Annotated in this window: 12 protein-coding genes; 7 read left to right on the top strand and 5 right to left on the bottom strand. The window is 62.6% G+C overall.

Features of this window, described 5'->3' with window-relative positions; translation table 11 throughout:
- The first annotated feature begins 131 nt into the window (after positions 1-131).
- From HF955_RS18205 to HF955_RS18185, 5 genes are all read left to right on the top strand, one after another.
- Complete coding sequence (locus HF955_RS18205; RefSeq protein WP_291076990.1) at positions 132-1277, top strand: OmpA family protein; 1146 nt, start codon at positions 132-134, stop codon at positions 1275-1277.
- A gap of 30 nt (positions 1278-1307) precedes the next feature.
- The gene (locus tag HF955_RS18200) at positions 1308-3056 is read left to right on the top strand and encodes a hypothetical protein (RefSeq protein WP_291076989.1); all 1749 of its coding nucleotides are present in this window, start codon (positions 1308-1310) and stop codon (positions 3054-3056) included.
- 116 nt (positions 3057-3172) lie between these two features.
- Positions 3173-4903, top strand: a complete 1731-nt coding sequence (locus HF955_RS18195; RefSeq protein WP_291076988.1) for an SUMF1/EgtB/PvdO family nonheme iron enzyme — start codon at positions 3173-3175, stop codon at positions 4901-4903.
- Between the two features lie 3 nt (positions 4904-4906).
- Positions 4907-5314, top strand: a complete 408-nt coding sequence (locus HF955_RS18190) for a hypothetical protein (protein WP_027836521.1) — start codon at positions 4907-4909, stop codon at positions 5312-5314.
- The gene (locus tag HF955_RS18185; RefSeq protein WP_027836520.1) at positions 5311-6687 is read left to right on the top strand and encodes a hypothetical protein; all 1377 of its coding nucleotides are present in this window, start codon (positions 5311-5313) and stop codon (positions 6685-6687) included. Before HF955_RS18190 ends, HF955_RS18185 begins: the two co-directional genes overlap by 4 nt.
- Positions 6688-6702: 15 nt before the next feature.
- Here HF955_RS18185 and HF955_RS18180 read toward each other — a convergent pair whose 3' ends face one another.
- On the bottom strand, positions 6703-7725 hold the full coding sequence (locus HF955_RS18180) for a TIM barrel protein (protein ID WP_291076987.1): 1023 nt from the start codon (positions 7723-7725) through the stop codon (positions 6703-6705).
- A 307-nt stretch (positions 7726-8032) separates the two neighbouring features.
- Between HF955_RS18180 and HF955_RS18175 the strand changes: the two genes are divergently transcribed.
- Positions 8033-8239 carry a DUF3126 family protein gene (locus HF955_RS18175; protein ID WP_027836519.1) on the top strand — a complete coding sequence of 69 codons (207 nt, stop codon included), beginning with the start codon at positions 8033-8035 and terminating at the stop codon, positions 8237-8239.
- A gap of 86 nt (positions 8240-8325) precedes the next feature.
- On the opposite strand, the gene HF955_RS18170 is transcribed toward HF955_RS18175, so the two are convergent.
- The 3 genes from HF955_RS18170 to xseA form a co-directional block, all read right to left on the bottom strand.
- Positions 8326-9378: a glycerophosphodiester phosphodiesterase family protein gene (locus tag HF955_RS18170; protein WP_291076986.1), complete on the bottom strand. Its 1053-nt coding sequence runs from the start codon at positions 9376-9378 to the stop codon at positions 8326-8328.
- Positions 9379-9440: 62 nt separating this feature from the next.
- On the bottom strand, positions 9441-11876 hold the full coding sequence (locus tag HF955_RS18165) for a TonB-dependent receptor (protein ID WP_291076985.1): 2436 nt from the start codon (positions 11874-11876) through the stop codon (positions 9441-9443).
- 343 nt (positions 11877-12219) lie between these two features.
- Positions 12220-13635: an exodeoxyribonuclease VII large subunit gene (xseA, locus tag HF955_RS18160; protein ID WP_291076984.1), complete on the bottom strand. Its 1416-nt coding sequence runs from the start codon at positions 13633-13635 to the stop codon at positions 12220-12222.
- A 121-nt stretch (positions 13636-13756) separates the two neighbouring features.
- Between xseA and HF955_RS18155 the strand changes: the two genes are divergently transcribed.
- Entirely contained in the window at positions 13757-14764 is a 1008-nt protein-coding gene (locus HF955_RS18155; protein WP_291076983.1) for an HWE histidine kinase domain-containing protein, read from the top strand.
- Here HF955_RS18155 and HF955_RS18150 read toward each other — a convergent pair.
- A complete protein-coding gene (locus HF955_RS18150; protein ID WP_291076982.1) occupies positions 14757-16613 on the bottom strand; it encodes a PAS domain S-box protein in 1857 nt (618 codons plus the stop codon). The two genes, HF955_RS18155 and HF955_RS18150, sit on opposite strands and share 8 nt — an antisense overlap.
- Positions 16614-16802: the final 189 nt, after the last annotated feature.

The following is a 16802-nucleotide window of genomic DNA, read 5'->3' as shown; positions in this document are numbered from 1 at the left end:
AGCAATATTGTCTTCGCGGACGTTTCATTTCGGGATCGGAATGTTGTTGGAGCCCTTTGTTTCGGCTAGTGTTTGACGCAATTCCCGAAATCGGGTGGGGCGTGGATAACAGGCGTGATGAGGGTTGCAGTTTGAGTGACAGCACCGGCACCGGGGGACGGTTCCTGCAAACGCGCAAGGTGCGGCGGGCATCCGGCGAGCCTGTGCCATTCTTTCCATTGGGCGGCATTCCGCTGATTGCGCTGGGGCTGTTGTTGCTGTTCGCGCTCTGGCCGTTCGCCTTTGGCGTTGTGCAGTCGACCGCCGGGCGGACAGCTGCCGAAGCCCTGATCGAGGCAGATGCCGCGTGGGCCCGGGCCAATGTTTCGGGACAATGGATCACGCTGGAAGGGCGCCCACCCAGCCGGGAGGCTGCCGAAGCGGCCGTCGCCGCCGTGCGGCGGGCTCGCGCACCGACCCTGTTCGGATCTGCGCGCCCGGTCACGCGTGTGCGGGACGCGTTCGATTATTCAAACCTGGGCGAGGGCACTCCGGCCACGGCAATCGACTGGTCGTTCCGTGTCGCCAACGGCGTGCTGACGCTGGACGGGGACATGCCGGACAATTCCGTCCGACAGCAAATCGTCTCCGCAGCCCGGGCGAAAATCGATCCGCCGCGTATCCTCTCGATTCAGGACAGTCTGTCGATCACCCAGGATGCGGCGCCGTCCGGATTCTTCGAAGTGGCGCAGCGCGGCCTGAACACGGTGACGCGGTGTGACCGGGGCGTGGCGGGGTTCAATGACAACCGGTTCTCGTTGAGCTGTGAACTGCCGGGGGCCGAGGCTGCCGCGGTTCGCGAGATGGCAATTGCGCCGATCCCGCTGGGAGAAGTTGGCGCGGTGGACATCATCGCGCACGAGGCCGTGGCGACTTGCGAATCCTCTCTCGCCGATCTGCTGGGGGACACGCGGATCGAGTTCCAGTCCTCGAGCGCCGTGATCGGTGCATCCAGTGCGGGCCTGCTGGACAGCGTGGCGGAAGCCGTGCGGTCCTGTCCGGGGACTCTGCGTATTGCGGGCTATACGGACAGTACCGGATTGCCGGACATGAACCGCGCGCTGAGCCAGGCGCGTGCAGAGGCAGTGCGCAATGCGCTGATTGCGCGGGGGGTGCCTCCCGGCCGGCTTGTGGCCACGGGCTATGGGGATGCCAGCCCGGTTGCCTCCAACACCACACCGCAAGGGCGGGCCCAGAACCGCCGAATTGAAATACGGGTGATCCGTGTTTCCGAATGATTTCCTCCTGATACGTCGAAAGTAAACATCATGTGGTTCCTTCTCATCCAGATCTTCCTGCTGATGCTGCTTGCCGCCCTGGCAGGCGCTGCGCTGGCCTATTGGTGGTTCCGGAACCGCTATGAGGATGTCACCGAAACCTACGAAACGCTGATGGATGAGAGCGCCGAAGCCGACGCCCTGCCGGCCGTGTCACGCGACGAAATCGCGTCGTATTTCTCCATGATCGAGGAGCGCATTTCGGCGCTGCCATCGCCGGTCACGCGCGATGAGTTCCATGCCAATATTCACAGTATCGGTGACCGGCTGACCAGCCTGCCGCTTCCGGACATTTCGCCCCTGCATGCACGTCTTGATGCGATCGAGGCCCGGCTGACCGACAGCGGTGCCGGCTTCGACCCGGTCCTGTCGCGCCTGTCCGACCTGGACCTGGCCGTGGGCCAGCTGAAGAACACCGACCTAGAGGATATCGAAGGCCGTCTGTCCCGGATCGAGGACAATGTGAATGTTCTGGTCAATTCGGAACCGGCGCAGATGCCGGAACCGGACCTCGGCCCGATTCACAGCGGGCTGGCGCGGCTGGAACTGGCCATCGAGAATCTCGACCTGCCGATGACCGACCTCGAGCCGATCCGCAGCGATTTCGGCCAGATGGAATCCCGGCTGGCCGAGTTTGCCGAACGGCTCGACGCGCAGCGCAAGGCGGACAATGAAAGCATGACCATTCGTCTGCAGACCCTGTCATCCTCGCTTGCCTCCCTGCGCGTGCCGGATGTCGACAGTCTTCGCGACCGCCTGGCCAAGCTGGAAACCGCCATTGGCGAGCTGTCACTTCCGGAGCCGGATTTCGGGCCGATCACGGAAACGCTGCGTCAGATCGAGCGCGATTTGAAAACGGCGCCAGACCACGTGCGGGTCACCAACAACAAGCTGGCGGATCTGGAAGGCGGCACGGCGGCGCTGCATTCCAAACTGGCCTCGCTGGAGGCTCATGTCTCGACGCTGGATCGCACGCCGGTCGATTTCTCGCCCCTTCAGGCGCGTCTGGCAAATCTCGAATCCTCGCTGGCAACCCTGCGCATCGACATGCAGGCGCTGCCGGATGTGGCACCGCTGGAGCGCCGTCTGGCCGCCCTGCAGGAAACGGTGGTCACGCTGCAGGACCCGGACCTGTCGAGCATCACCAATTCCCTGCGCAAGATGGAAGCGCGCCTGAACATGGGCGCCGTGGAAGACCGGCTGACCTCCATCGAGTACGGCATGGCGGCGATGCATCACATGGTGCGCACGCTGCAGGAAACGGCGTATGCCCGCACGGATATCGATATCAGCCAGCGTGTGCCCCTGTCGCAGGCGCGGTTCACCCAGACGACCGTGAACGAAACCCCGGCCGCCCCGCCGCCGCCTCCACCGCCTCCACCCCCGCCAGCGCCGCAACCCACGACCACAGTGCGCAGCGTGGAGATCCTGCGGGGGCAGGACCCTGTGCGTCAGGCCATGCGGCCGGATGACAAGGCCAACCTGCTGGTCGAAGCGGCCTTCGGGCAGGAGGACGATCTGGAACGGGTCAACGGCATCGGCCCGATGCTGGCCGAATTGCTGAACGAGATCGGCGTCTATTATTTCTGGCAGATTGCCGAATGGGGGCCAGACGAAATCCAGTGGGTCGACGACAAACTGGAACACTTCAAGGGCCGGATCCTGCGGGACGACTGGGTCGGGCAGGCGAAACTGCTCGCTGCCCAGCCCGATGTTGCCCAGCGCCCCGGCGCGGCCTGACCCCCTGGCCCGGACGGGCCGATCCAACTGACCCCTTTTCTCGTGCCGGGAATTGGGGTTAGTTAACGCAGCGCGCTGGGGAGGGATGTCGCGACTTGCGGAAGGGGACGCCCGCCATGCTTCGGACCATTGTTTCAGCCCTGTTTTGCCTGATGCTGGGGCCACTCGCCCTGTCGCAACCGGCTGACGCGCCGCGCTATGCGCTGGTCATCGGCAATTCCAACTATCAGCAAACCGGCTGGCAATTGCCCAATCCGGCCCGCGATGCCCAATTGATGGCGGACACGTTGAGCACGGTCGGCTTCACGGTGGACCTCGTGATCGACGGTACCGAAGACGAGATGGAAACGGCCTTTGCCGCGCACGGGGCCCGTTTGAAAGCGGCCGGGGCGAGTGCGGTGGGGCTGATCTATTATGCGGGACATGGGGTGCAGTCACAGGGGCTGAACTATCTGGTGCCGGTCGATGCGAATGCCCGCTCCGAACAGGATATCTGGCGACAGGCACCGCGCCTGGGCGATGCGCTGCGCTATGTCGAGCATGCCGGGAATGCCGTCAATTTCGTGATCCTGGACGCATGCCGGGACAATCCGCTGCCCAGCGCCACACGCAGTGCGGCCGGGGGGCTTGCGGAGGTGAAGCCGGCGCGTGGCCTGTTGATCTCCTATTCCACAGCGCCCGGCTATGTCGCCTATGATGGGGAAGGCCGCCACTCCACATTTGCCGTCGCCCTGTCCGACACGATCCAGCAGCAGAATCTGATCGCCGAACAGGTGTTCAAACGGGTTGCCGACCGTGTGAACCAGTCGACCAATGGCCTGCAGACGCCTTTCTACAATTCCGGCCTGACCGGCGCCGATTTCTGCTTTGCCGGCTGCAATGGCGGCGCGGCGCCCCAGCCCGTACCGGTCACCTCAACTTCGCGGCTGCCGCCGCACGGCGCTCGCACGTCCGCTGCCCGCAGCGCGGGAGATACGCCCGGCACGCCCGCCAGTGAAGACATTGCGCCGGGATTTACCGAGGTGTCGACCCTGCTGCGCCGCGCCGCTTTCACCGCGGCCGCGGCTGGCGGATCCATTGAGGAGCGCACATTCCGCGACTGTACCGATTGTCCGGAAATGGTGGCCATTCCAGGCGGTGAGTTCCTGATGGGATCGCCCGAGAGTGAGGCCGAACGCAAGGACAATGAAGGTCCGCAATGGCGGGCCACCCTTGCGCCCTTTGCCGCTTCGGCGACGGAGATTACCTGGGCCCAGCTGGACGCCTGCATCGCGGATGGAGGCTGCGCAGGCAACAAGGCCGCCCAGGAAACCCGCAGCCAGCAATGGCAGCAACCGGGCCTGCCCGTGATCAACATTACCTGGGTCGAGGCGATGGCCTATGTTGACTGGCTGAACACTCGCGTGGAGGGCGAACCCTATCGCCTGCTGAGCGAGGCGGAATGGGAATATGCGGCCCGCGCGGGAACCCGCACGCCGTTTCACACCGGAGAGACGCTGAGTGACCAGCAGGCAAACTTCAATGCCGGGCGCATCTACAACAATGGCCCCAAGGGCAGTTGGCCCCGGCGGCCCATGCCGGCCGGCTATTATCCCGCGAATGGATTCGGCCTGCATGAGATGCATGGCAACGTCGCGGAATGGGTCGCGGACTGCAGCGTGCGGAGTTATCTCGGCCGGTTCGGTGCGGCGAGCGTGTATGACGAGCAGGGCTGTCGCAGCCGGGCTGTGCGGGGTGGCAGCTGGGAGAAAATTCCCTCCTATGTCCGTTCGGCCTTCCGGGACGCCTTCCCGGATACCGGGCGCGATGACGGAATTGGCTTCCGGGTCGCGCGGGATGGGGAGTAGGGCATGAAGACGATCAGCCCCCTGATCAGCCACCACCGGGCCGAGCTCAAATCGGAAGCCCGGCTCAACAGGTACTTGCTGCTGGGGGCCATCTTCATGGCGCTGGTTTCGTTCAGCGTCTTCGTGTCGACCCTGCTGGGCCATTATCCATTGCCGGTGGGGGAAGACCTGTTCGCCGACAATCCCGAGCGCATGATCGGCGCGTCCAATTTCTTCGTGGCCACGGCCATCGGCGCCGCCCTGCGGATGTGGCGCAAGCGCCAGATGCGCATCAAGCTGCTGATTGCGGAAGCCTTCATCCGCGAGGAGGATTCCGACACGGGACTGCGCCTCCTGCTGGAGCCGGTGTTCGGCCCCTCGGTCTGGGACGGCAGCGACCGGCCCATCCTGTCAGAAAGGCCTGTCGCATGAGCCCCGTTTCCGACTCCGCCCAGAGCCCGGTCACCTCTCTTGATCTGCTGCGGGAATTGCAGGGAGAGCAGAAGGCGTTCCGTTTCCTGATCCGCGCGCTTGCCGTGCTTCTGGTAACTGCGGCCGTCATCGCTGTCGGCAGCGTGATCTATTTCTACATGGCCCTGCAGGGACTGAAATCGGAATATGCCCATCAGGCCCGTCTCAACGAGATCAATCTGCGCATCGTCGCCGGAGAGGCGAGCCGCCAGCGCGAATCGACCCAGGCGCAACTGGTCGCGATCCGCGAGGAGAACGAGGCGGCGCGTCGCCAGGCCGAACTGTCGCGCGAATTGCAGCAGGCGGGCTCGGCCCGGCAGATCGCGGCCTACAAGGACCGCGCAGTCAACATTGCCCGCAGTCACGTATTGGGCAAGCCGATGAATGATGTCACCTCCCAGGTGGTGAGCATGGTGTTACGCGCCGATGATGGCGATGTCCGTTTGTTGAGGGATGAGGAACACCTGTTGCTGCAGGCGGCCCTGAACGATTGGGGCGGGGAAGTTGAATCCAGCGATGTGCGCGCGGCATTCCAGCAATTGATGGCGGCGGACGCGCTGCCCGACCAGGCGATGGGCGCAGCCGGTCTGGCCATGCTGGAATATCGCGAAGCCAATGACGCGTCCCTGATCTGGAACCGCGGATGCTCGACCGTCGTGGACTATGTGAACCAGGCCACGGCGCGGGATCTGGACGCGCCGATGCTGCTGCTCTGGAAGGGGCAGTGCCTGCGCAAGCGCGGGGATGCGCTGCTGGCCTATCGCGCCTTCAGCGAAGCGGCGCACCTGATCGGGGCGGACCCCGAAGACATCACTCTGGAGCAGGAGCAGATGGCCCACCATGGCGTCGGCACGACGCTGGTGGCGCTGGCGGCGCAAAGGCAATTGCCGGAAGGCCGCTTGTATGAAGAGGCGCTGCAGGAAGCCCTGTCGGAGCTGCGCACGGCGGCACGTATCCGGGCCGAGCGCGGCGCAACGCAGGTCGGTGTGGCCTACACGGAAGAGAATATCGGGTTCATCCATGTGCTGGACGAAGACTGGCCGGCCGCGCTGGAACACACGCAGCGCATTGATGACATCCTGCCGCTGGCGTGGAACCTGACAGTACGCCACATCGCGGCGCGGGAGAATGCCGCCGCCTTGATGCAGGCCGGCGCCAGCCGGGAAGCGCTGGATGCCATGCAGACCATTCAGGACGAGACCGCCATGGTCCTGTCCCTGATGGCGTGTGACCAGATCGACAAGGCGGAGCTGCAGCGCCTGTTGCCGGCCCGGTTCGAAACCGTGCTGGAGGACTTGTCGGCGCACTGCACGGTGGAGACCGGGCGCACCTGAGCGGCGCGTGACTCGCTAGATCGACTTCAGAAGGCCATCCAGACGGCGATAGGTGAGGATCAGGTCTTCCTCTGCCGCCGGGTCGATCGAGGTCACGCCATGCTCCATCCCCAGCACGCCGCGATAGCCCTTCTTCCAGACATGCTGCAGCACATTGGCATAATTGGTCTCGCCCGTATGCGGCTTGTTCCGGCCAGGATGATCGCCGAGCTGGAAGTAGGCGATCTCCGACCAGCACGCATCCATGTCCCGGATGATGTTCCCGTCCATGATCTGCTGGTGGTAGATGTCGAACAGCAGCTTGCACTCCGGCCGGTCGACGGCCTTGCTGATCAGGAAGCCGTCCGACGTCCGATTGAGAAACACACCTGGAAAATCGACATTGTTGATCGGTTCAACGACCATGGTCAGCCCGTGCGGCGCAATGCGGTCGCAGGCCTCGCGCAGGGCATCGACGATATGGGCCATCTGGTACTGGCGCCGCAATCCGGGCGTGGCAAGGCCCGGCAGCACGGTCATCCGGGTGGCGCCGGTCCGCTCGGCCACGCCAATCGCATTGTCGACCTGGGCCATGAAGTTCCTGCGGGCCTGCGCATCGCCGGATGTGAGGGTCGGGCTTTGCCAGCCTTGCCTGTCTCCCAGAACGAAGACGCCCATTTCGATGCCAAGCTCGCGCATTGCGTTGCCCAGCCGGATCTGGTCGGCGAGCGGGCGCACGGCCATGCTGTTGTCTTCCCAGGCACGGAACCCCTGATCATGGGCGAATTTCAGCTGGTCCACGAAGTCTGGACCGGCCAGGCCCTCGAACATGCCGAAATGCGGTGCGAACCTGGCCGTGAACGGGCCGGTGGAAGGTGGGATGTCCTGAAGGGTGCCAACCGGACGGTATGCCCCCTCGCCGACGCTGAATCGGTCAAGCAGCGGCTCGGCGGTCTCGTCACGCCGGGAACAGGCGGCGAGCGACAGGGCCGGAATGAGGCCGCCCAGCAACGTGCGCCTCGACAGGCGGCGGGTGATGGGCAAGGGGCGATCAGGCATGGGCGTGTGGCCATTTCTGCAGGCCCGGGAATCTCGCCAGTCGGGCAGACTGGCCATATGCCGGGTCAAGTCACTGATTTCGTTCAATAGTCGTGATGAACGATGCGAGATTTGTGCCATATCGGGAAGCTTCGTCCCCCGAACTGCAGATGCCCGCAGCGAAAGCCTGGACGGGGTCATCCGACCCCTGTGACGGGACGCAAGGAGGGTGCGGGCACGCGCAGCTGATTTGCAGGCTTTGCGGTTGCAACGCCGGTCAAAATCTCTAGGTTCGCGGCGAACCCGAAGCCCCAGAGGAGCCCGATTTATGGAGCGCGAAGAAACGCTGCGCCTTGAAGCCTATCTCAAGGAAAAACTGCACCCGGGCCTGCGCCTGGTTGCGCGCGACAAAACCGATGATTCCGTCGAGTGCTATCTCGGCGCGGAATTCCTGGCCGTGGTCTACAAGGATGTGGACGAGGGCGAGACATCCTACCAGTTCCAGATGACGGTTCTGTCGGAAGACATCAGCTAGGCTGTCTCCGCCTCGACAGATGCACAGGAAAAAGGCCGGCGCTCCTTTCTGGAGGCCGGCCTTTCGCTTTTTGAAGCGCTGTCGTGTTAGTCGATTTTCTGTCGGACGGTCACGGCAGTCTCGGGATAGTCGGTCCAGATGCCGTCGACGCCGGCTTCGATCAGGACGGTCAGCTCCTGCTCAGCCGTTTCAAACCCTTCGGCCGGGTCGTCATCGCGCACGGTGTAGACGTGTACAAGTTTTCCGAGGGCGTGGGCGCGCTCCACGAAGTCTGTCGTCCCGCCTTCCGGCGTCAGGATCATCGCCTTGTGGGCACCGACGCCTGGTGTCGGAATATCCTCCAGCTTCATGTCCAGGCCGAGCAGGGCAGCATAGGGCGGACCAACGAGGTTCTGCACGAGGGGCAGATCGCTTTTGGCGGCGACCTTGGCGAGGAAGTCCGGTTCGAAACACTGGATGAAGATCGGGAACCCGGCTTCGACGAGACCGCGCTCTTCAATCGTGTTCAGGATGGGGTCCACCATGTCGAGACCGGCCGCCGAGAAATTGGATGGCCATTTGGCTTCGATATGGAGGCCGACCTTCCGGCCTTGCGCCGCATTCTCCTCGACGAGGTCAATGATCTCGTCAAAGGTCGCGATCCGGAACTGGTCATTAAAGTCCTGCGGACGGCCCTCTACGCGCTGAATGGCGTTCAGCGTCTTCAATTCGGCGAGCGTAAAATCGTCAGACCACCAGTCTTCCTTGTCGCCAAGGGGTGTCTGGCGGACGCTCTTGCGGTCTGCGAATTCTTCGTGATCGGCAATGTCGGTTGTATCGGAGAGATAGCCGTCATGATTGGCGATCAGCACACCATCCCTTGTCATCACCAGATCGGGCTCGATGAAATCGGCGCCCTGGTCGATGGCGACCTGATAGGCTTTCAGCGTGTGTTCGGGATAGAGCCCGCTGGCACCGCGATGGGCGATGATGATGGGCGGGGCGCCGGTCAGCGTCTTGAATGCGGCTTCGGTGTCGCTTGCATCGGCCGGGGCTGTCTCTGCTGGCGCTTCAGCTGCGGGCGCCGCGGGTGCGACCGTTTCGGCTGCGGGATTGCAGGCCGCCAGCAACACGCCGCCGAGGATGAGATATTTCTTCATGGATCAGGATCCTGTCTGGAAATGACGGGGCGAGCTCAGACCCGCCCCGATAGGACATCAGCCTAGAACTTGATGTAGGCACCGGCTTTCAGCATTTGCGGCTTGCCGCGAATGATGGTGTGCAGGCCAAAAGCACCGCCAGTGTTGCCCACATCGATCAGATATTCCTCATCGAAGAGGTTCTCACCCAGGAAATAGACCCCCCACTGATCGTCTGCGCTGTCGAATCCGATGCGGAGATTGGCGATGCCATAGGCGTCCTGCTCTTCCTCGACAAAGGTGCCGTCCGGATAGGCCTCACGGACCCGGACAAACCCACCATTTCCGTCAGCGGCATAATTGTAGCCATTGTCGTCTTCGAAATAGTGATGATCCTTCCACACATAGCTCGGCACGATCGAAAAGTCGCCACGTTCGCCAGCCGGGATCGTGATGTCAGCCGCCAGCGAAAAGCTGTGCTCCGGGCTGATCCGGAAGCTGTTGCCGGCAAATTGGAGCGGGTTTCCATTGTCGTCTTCATCGTCATATTCCGAATGCGTGTAGGCATAGGTGCCGAGCAGGCGGACATTGTCGGTGATGAGGGCCTGGCCGTCGAATTCGAAGCCGTACTGGGTGGCGTTGCCGGAATTCTCCGTGATGAACACACCATTGATCGGGTCGAAACGCGTGGTCTGGAAGTCCTTGTATTCGCCATAGTAGATCGAGCTGGTCATCTGGACACGGTCTTCCCAGAGTCGGGCAAAGACCCCCGCTTCCACATTGTCCAGTGTTTCGGCGTCGATGACATTGTAGGTCGCACCGGAGGCCGACAGCACTTCGGGACGGCGGCCCCGGCCATAGGCGACCCAGGTGTTCACATTGTCGGACACGCGATAGGCGGCATTCAGTCGCCAGGTGAAGGCCCCGTCGGTTTCTTCCGATGCGGAGGCCTTGTTGTTCAGCGTTTCAGAGCTGAGCAGCAGGGTTGGCGCCAGGGTGACGCCGTTCAGGCCGCCGAGATACGGATTGGACTTCAGCACATAGCCGACCGAGCTGGCCGCAAGGTCTTCCTTTGTATAGCGCAGACCGCCGGTCAGTTCGATTCGGTCGGTCAGTTGGTAGGTCACGTCGCCGAACAGGTCATATGTATCGCGATCATTGGTCGATATCTGCTGTTCCAGATGCTCGTCATAGAGCGGTACGAGAGCGCCCTGCAGCAGGGCGGCAAGGGCGGAATACTGGAGCGGATCGTCGAAGCTGCCGAAGTTTGCACCGCCCGGAACGCCTGCCAGGGTGAGTGCGCCCTGGACCTGTCCGACTGTCAGTCCGGCGGCGCCTGCAAGGTTGGGCGCGAACAGGGACTGGGCATAGGCCTCATCGGTGGAGAAGCGCAGTTCGTCCTTGCCGTTGACGGTGAAATAATTGCCGCCGAAGAAGGCAGACAGCTTGCCGCCGGCATCATAGTTCAGGCGCAATTCCTGGCTGAACGTATTGGCCTGACGTCCCTGGTAGAATTGCAGCAGGTTGAAGGCGGCGCCATCAGAATCCCATGCCTCGTTCGAGAACAGGTTGCGATAGTCGGTCAGGGAAGTCAGCGACCAGTCATCGTTCAGGTCATACTCCACATTGGCGGTGACATAGAACAGTTCACGGTCATTGCCGAGCTTGCCGCGGACCTGATCGTCATTCACGTTCATGGCGGTGGCACCATACGGATCGACCTTGCCGTTCACTTCGAAATAGCCGGAAGTGAACTGGGTGCCGGTGGAGTCGTCGTCCTGATAGTTGATGAACAGGTCGGCGCGCAGCTGGGGGCTCGGCTCCCAGTGCAGGGCGGTGCGCAGGGCAAGCGTGTCCTGTCCCATCAGGTCCGGCGAGTTGGCCGTATTCGGCACATAGCCGTCCATGTTCTTCAACTGGCCGGCCACGCGCAGGGCGAGCGTGTCATTGATGACATAGTTGTAGTGGCTTTCCGCGCGGACGAAGCTGTAGTCGCCGCCTTCGATGGAGGCTGCGCCGGAATTGCCGGACAGGGAGGCGCGGTTCTGGATGAAGTTCACGCCGCCAACCAGTGCGCCCTGACCGAACAGGGTGGCCTGCGGGCCTTTGACGATTTCGACGCGCTCCATGTCGTAGATGGCGAGATTGGTGGCGAAGGAGACGTTGCCGATGGCGACACCGTTCTGGAACATGGCGACGCGGGGCGTGCCGCCATCGGAGACGACGCCGCGCAGGGAATAGCTGGGCGCATTGAGGCTCTGGGCCTGAACCTGAAGGCCTGGCACGAAATTGCCGAGGTCCTCGAAATCATCGGCCGCGAGCAGGTCGATCAGGGCCTGGTCGGCCACAGACACGTTGATCGGAACGTCGATGAGCGCCTGCTGCTGCTTCTGCGTCGTCACGGTGACGACGTCCAGATGGCGTGCCTTCTCGGCCCCCGCTTCCTGTGCGTGAGCGGACAATTGTCCAAAGAGCCCAAGCGCTGCAATTGCCGTTGCGGTGAGATAGGAATGTTTCATGATTTGACCCGTTAACTAGGCGCACTGTGCGCAGTCGGGCGCTGCCTACTCAGCGGTTCAGAGTGGCTCAAATCAAAGTTTTACAACAAGAAATTCGAGAACATTTCAGATTTCCCAATGTGATGGGCTTTCGTCGAAAACATCACAAAACCTTGTTGAAGATGCTCTTTTTCGTACGGGGTGAGTGTATACGGATGAAGGAAATCAGACATTCGACCGAATGTCGAAAGTCTTGTATTTTTTCCGTATGTGCAGCGTTGATCAAATAGCGTGCACATTGCGAAGAACGATGGGATGAACCTTCCGTAGGGGGAGGTCAGGGGTGCCGATTTCCTGATTCTCCCTAGAACAGGGAGCCCTGGTCCGTTTTCGGCTTGGCCGGTTTTGCTGCTTTGGGTGCTGCAGGCGCAGGCGGGGGAGGCGGCGCCTCTCCGTCCGGACGGGCCATGACATCGCCATCGCCAAAGCTGACCTTGAAGCTGGGGGCGCCTGCAGCCGTACTGGCAGAGCGAATGAGATTGCCTGCCGGATCCCGCACGATGGCGTAGCCCCGCTTCAGCGTGGACTGGTAGGACAGCGTCTCCAGCAGCTTGCCTTGCGCGGCAAGCGTATTCCGGCGCGCCTCGATCAGGCGGGTGAGGGCCGGACGCGCGCGGACGGCAGTGTCACGCAGGCGCTGTTTCGAGGCCCGTATCTCGGCGTTGAGGCTGGCCGGACTGATGGCCAACCGGGAGACGCGCAGGCGGGCCTTCTGAACGAGCGCGAGCGCGGCCTTGGGCAGGCTGGCGCTGGCATAGTCGAGCCGCTGGCGTTTGGCCTGCAGCAGGGATTCCGGCCGGGGCAGGCGGGCCGCCGCCAGCTTGTCACGAGACTGGCCGGTGCGCCGGGCAAGGGCGCGTTTCAGGCGCTCGCCATGCTCTCCCGTCATCAGCAGCAATTCGGAGCGAACGGGCACCGCGATTTCGGCCGCGCCGGTCGGGGTTGGCGCGCGGGCATCAGACACATAGTCGATCAGGGTCGTGTCGGTTTCATGCCCCACGGCAGAGATCAGCGGAATCTCGCTGTTGAAGGCTGCGCGGACGACATTTTCCTCATTGAAGGGCCAGAGATCTTCAATCGAGCCACCGCCGCGGGCGACGATCAGCACGTCGGGGCGGTCTGCGCCGGTCATGGCGTTGAACCCTTCGATGCCTGCCGTGATCTGGCCTGCCGCGCTGTCGCCCTGGACCAGCGCCGGCCAGACGATGACGCGCACCGGGAACCGGTCGCTGATACGGTGCAGGATGTCACGGATGACGGCGCCGGTGGGGCTGGTGACCACGCCGATGGTGCGGGGCAGGTAGGGCAGCTTTTTCTTGTGGACAGGATCAAACAGCCCTTCCGCCGCCAGCTTCTTCTTGCGCTCTTCCAGCAGCGCCATCAGAGCGCCGGCACCGGCCGGGCGCATGGAGGCGGCAATCATCTGGTAGTTTGATCGGCCCTCATAGATGGACAGGCGGCCGGTGGCGATCACTTCAAGCCCTTCCTCCGGCTTGAACGGCAGGCGATTGACCTGACCTTTCCACATCACCGTGTTCAGCACGGCCTTGTCGTCCTTGAGGTCACAATACATGTGGCCGGACCGGGCAATGGTCACCCGGCCAAGCTCGCCTCTCACCACAACATGATCGTAATTTGTCTCGACGGTTCGCTTCAGGCTGGCTGACAGCTCCGAAACGGACAGGGCAGCATCGTTTGGCGTGGGGGAATCCTGCGGCATTGCCCCAGTCATAAGGCGCGCGCGCCGGAGGGCAAGAGCTGCTTTGCGGCCTGGTCCGGTCATACGGGGTTAACGTCTGTCCGGAATGATCCTGGAAGCTTGAGTCGAGGACAGACGCATCATGGATGAAGAGTCAGCCAAAGCCGAAACGCGGGCGGATCTGAGGTTCCGGCAGGTCGCAGACCAATGGTCCCTGCCGCTGATGGCGCTGGATCGGGACCTGCGCTTTGTCTATGCGAACCATGCCTATATGGAAACGACCAATACGGACTGGGCGACTCTGAAGCACCAGTTCATCTTCGATGTCTTTCCGGATGTGCCGGAACGCAGGGATCCGGTGGAAGCCAAGTTCCGCAGGGTATTTGCCGGCGAGCAGACTCGTCTCGACGCCCAGCCCTATGAGCTGAAAATGCCGGACGGCAGCATCTCCACCCGCGTCTGGCAGACCATTCAGGACCCGCTGTGTGACGAGACCGGCAGGGTCACCCACATGATCCAGCGGGCGGAAGATATTACGGCGCAGATGGAACTGAAGCGCCAGAACGAATTCATGGAAAGCGAACTGGCGCACCGGATTCGCAACATGTTCGCGGTGATCATGGCAACCTCCCGCATTTCCGGTGCGGTGGCGGAGGACACGAAGACCTTCATTCACGACTTCAACGACCGGCTGGCTTCCATGAGCCGGGTCTATACGAAGCTGACCGAGAATGACTGGCGCGGCCTGGACCTGCGACAGGTGATGCAGGATGAGCTGGACGCCGTCACCCGCCGGAGCCGGCATCGCTACACGCTGGAAGGCAGGAGCGTGATCCTGACAGTGAAAGCCAGCAAGGACGCGGCGATGATCATTCACGAACTGGCAGCGAACGCCCGCAAATATGGTGCGTTCCGGTATCCGAACGGGCATGTGACGGTGAAATGGGAGGTCTCGGATCAGGTGTTGACGGCGGTCTGGACCGAGAGTGGAGTGGGTGTAGTGCCTGAGCCTGAACGCAAGGGGTTCGGCACGATGCTGTTCGACATGTTCCCAAAACTGACGATGAAGCGCGAGTTCGGGCCGGACGGGGTACAGGTCACCATCCGGGTCCCGCTGCTGAAATCCCCGATCGATCCGCCGGTCAGCTGACCGATGCCGCAGGCGCCGGCACGAGCTGGTCAAGCTTTGCCAGAAGCTTGCTGGTGATGATCGGCTTGGACAGGAACGGGCTCTGGCTGAATTCGTCGCCGGTGGATTCCGGAGTGTTGCCCGAAACCGTGACGAAGGGAATGCCGTCTGCAAGCAGGCGGCTGGCCACCGGAGCCGAGGTTTCGCCGGCCAGATTGATGTCCAGCACCGCGCAATCGCAGGGTTTCTCGTCGAGCAGCTGCATGGCCTCGAACACTGAGCCCACCGGGCCGATGACGCTGAAGCCGGCATCTTCGAGGGCGGCGGCCATGTCGATGGCGATGATGGCTTCGTCTTCGACCACAAGCACCCGGCGCTGCCCGGACGCCGGCGCCGGTGCCGGGGCGCTCGGCCGGGCGGGCGCAGACAGGTCTGCCGGTGAACTACTGGCTTCCTCGGCCACGAAATCGGATTCGAAGACGCGGTCATCGACGCTGATCAGATGCCAGTGCAGGCCTTCCGGTGCGAAGTCCAGTTTCACGGGGTAGCCGAATGCGATGCGGGTCATGCGCTCGATAACGGTGGAGCCGAAGCCGCGCCGGTCCGGAACGGTAACGGGCGGGCCGCCGCTTTCGGTCCAGCAGATTTCGAACCGGTTCACGCCTTCGTCCTGACGGACATTCCAGCGGATATCCACCTTGCCGGTATCATTCGACAGGGCCCCGTACTTGCCGGCATTGGTGGCCAGCTCGTGCAGGGCCATGCCGAGCGATTGCGCGGCGGCGGAATTCAGGCGGACATGCGGGCCCTCCAGGACAATCCGCGTGCCGATGAAGTCATCCAGATGGGAGAGCTGGGACTTCATGATGTCTTCGACGCGGGCGCCGCGCCATCCGGAGCTGACCAGGAGGTCCTGGCTGGAGGCGAGGGACCGCATGCGTTCGGTGAACCGGCCCATGAAATTCTCGCCGCTCGCCATGGTCTGGCGGGCGATGGCCTGTACGAGGGTCAGCATGTTCTTGGCGCGGTGATTGACCTCGCCCATCAGAAGCTGGATCCGCTCCTCGCGTTGTTTCTGGTCCGTGATGTCGGTATTGGTGCCGAACCACATCTGGATGTTGCCATCCTGCCCGCGGATCGGATGGGCGCGGGACAGGAACCAGCGGAACTTGCCATTCCTGCCGCGCAGCGGGAACGTGTCTTCCCAGACTTCGCCGGCCTTCAGGGATTTCAGAAAGTGCTGCGTGGCGCGTTCTTCATGTTCCGGATGGTGCACCGAGCGCCAGCCATGTCCGAGCGTCGAGGCTTCGTCGGCGCCTGTGTATTCATACCAGCGCTTGTTGTACCAGAAGATGTGCCCTTCCGGATCCGACATCCAGGCGAGCTGGGGGATGTTGTCGGCAAGGGCCTTGAACTGAGCCTCGCTCTGGCGGAGGCGTTCCTGGTTCTCGTGTTCGCGCGAGATGTCCCTCACGATCTTGGACGCGCCGACAATCCGGCCATCGGCGTCGTGGATCGGGGAGACGGTGACCATGATGTGCAGTTCAGACCCGTCCTTGCGCAGGCGGACCGTTTCGAAGTTGGAAATGGTCTTGCCGGCCTGAATGGTGGCGAGGATTTCATCCTCTTCCTGCTGGCGGTCCGCCGGGATCAGGAGCCGAATGGACTTGCCGATCATTTCCTGGGGGGTGTAGCCGAAGACACGCTCGGCCGCCGGATTCCAGCTGGCGATGATGCCGTCGAGGGTCTTGGAGATGATGGCATCCGTTGAGGATGTGATGATGGCGCTCAGCCATGAGCTTTCCGCCGCCGAGAGCGCAGGGGCGTGGGCCACCGGCGAGGGAGCGCTGGACGTTTCATCCCGTTTCATGACGGGGCTCCCGACAAAAGTGTGTGCAGCGCCGTTTGCGCTGATTTCACCGTCAACTATGTCGGAATGATGCGACTTGTCCACAACTCAGATCAGGGTTCTGGCCGGAACGGCCGCTTTCAGGGCGTATTGAAACACCTATGCCTGAAGACCTGATAAGGTTCCCGGAAATCGCGAAAATATTCAGGA

Origin of the sequence: Hyphomonas sp., from assembly GCF_017792385.1 — a bacterium.
GTDB lineage: Bacteria > Pseudomonadota > Alphaproteobacteria > Caulobacterales > Hyphomonadaceae > Hyphomonas.
This window is presented reverse-complemented; position numbering and strand designations above follow the sequence as displayed.

Excerpts from the sequence above, each read along its gene's own strand:
- HF955_RS18200 (WP_291076989.1), top strand. The coding sequence starts at position 1,308 with ATGTGGTTCCTTCTCATCCAGATCTTCCTGCTGATGCTGCTTGCCGCC.
- HF955_RS18195 (WP_291076988.1), top strand. The coding sequence starts at position 3,173 with ATGCTTCGGACCATTGTTTCAGCCCTGTTTTGCCTGATGCTGGGGCCA.
- HF955_RS18190 (WP_027836521.1), top strand. The coding sequence starts at position 4,907 with ATGAAGACGATCAGCCCCCTGATCAGCCACCACCGGGCCGAGCTCAAA.
- HF955_RS18185 (WP_027836520.1), top strand. The coding sequence starts at position 5,311 with ATGAGCCCCGTTTCCGACTCCGCCCAGAGCCCGGTCACCTCTCTTGAT.
- HF955_RS18180 (WP_291076987.1), bottom strand. The coding sequence starts at position 7,725 with ATGCCTGATCGCCCCTTGCCCATCACCCGCCGCCTGTCGAGGCGCACG.
- HF955_RS18175 (WP_027836519.1), top strand. The coding sequence starts at position 8,033 with ATGGAGCGCGAAGAAACGCTGCGCCTTGAAGCCTATCTCAAGGAAAAA.
- HF955_RS18170 (WP_291076986.1), bottom strand. The coding sequence starts at position 9,378 with ATGAAGAAATATCTCATCCTCGGCGGCGTGTTGCTGGCGGCCTGCAAT.
- HF955_RS18165 (WP_291076985.1), bottom strand. The coding sequence starts at position 11,876 with ATGAAACATTCCTATCTCACCGCAACGGCAATTGCAGCGCTTGGGCTC.
- xseA (WP_291076984.1), bottom strand. The coding sequence starts at position 13,635 with ATGCCGCAGGATTCCCCCACGCCAAACGATGCTGCCCTGTCCGTTTCG.
- HF955_RS18155 (WP_291076983.1), top strand. The coding sequence starts at position 13,757 with ATGGATGAAGAGTCAGCCAAAGCCGAAACGCGGGCGGATCTGAGGTTC.
- HF955_RS18150 (WP_291076982.1), bottom strand. The coding sequence starts at position 16,613 with ATGAAACGGGATGAAACGTCCAGCGCTCCCTCGCCGGTGGCCCACGCC.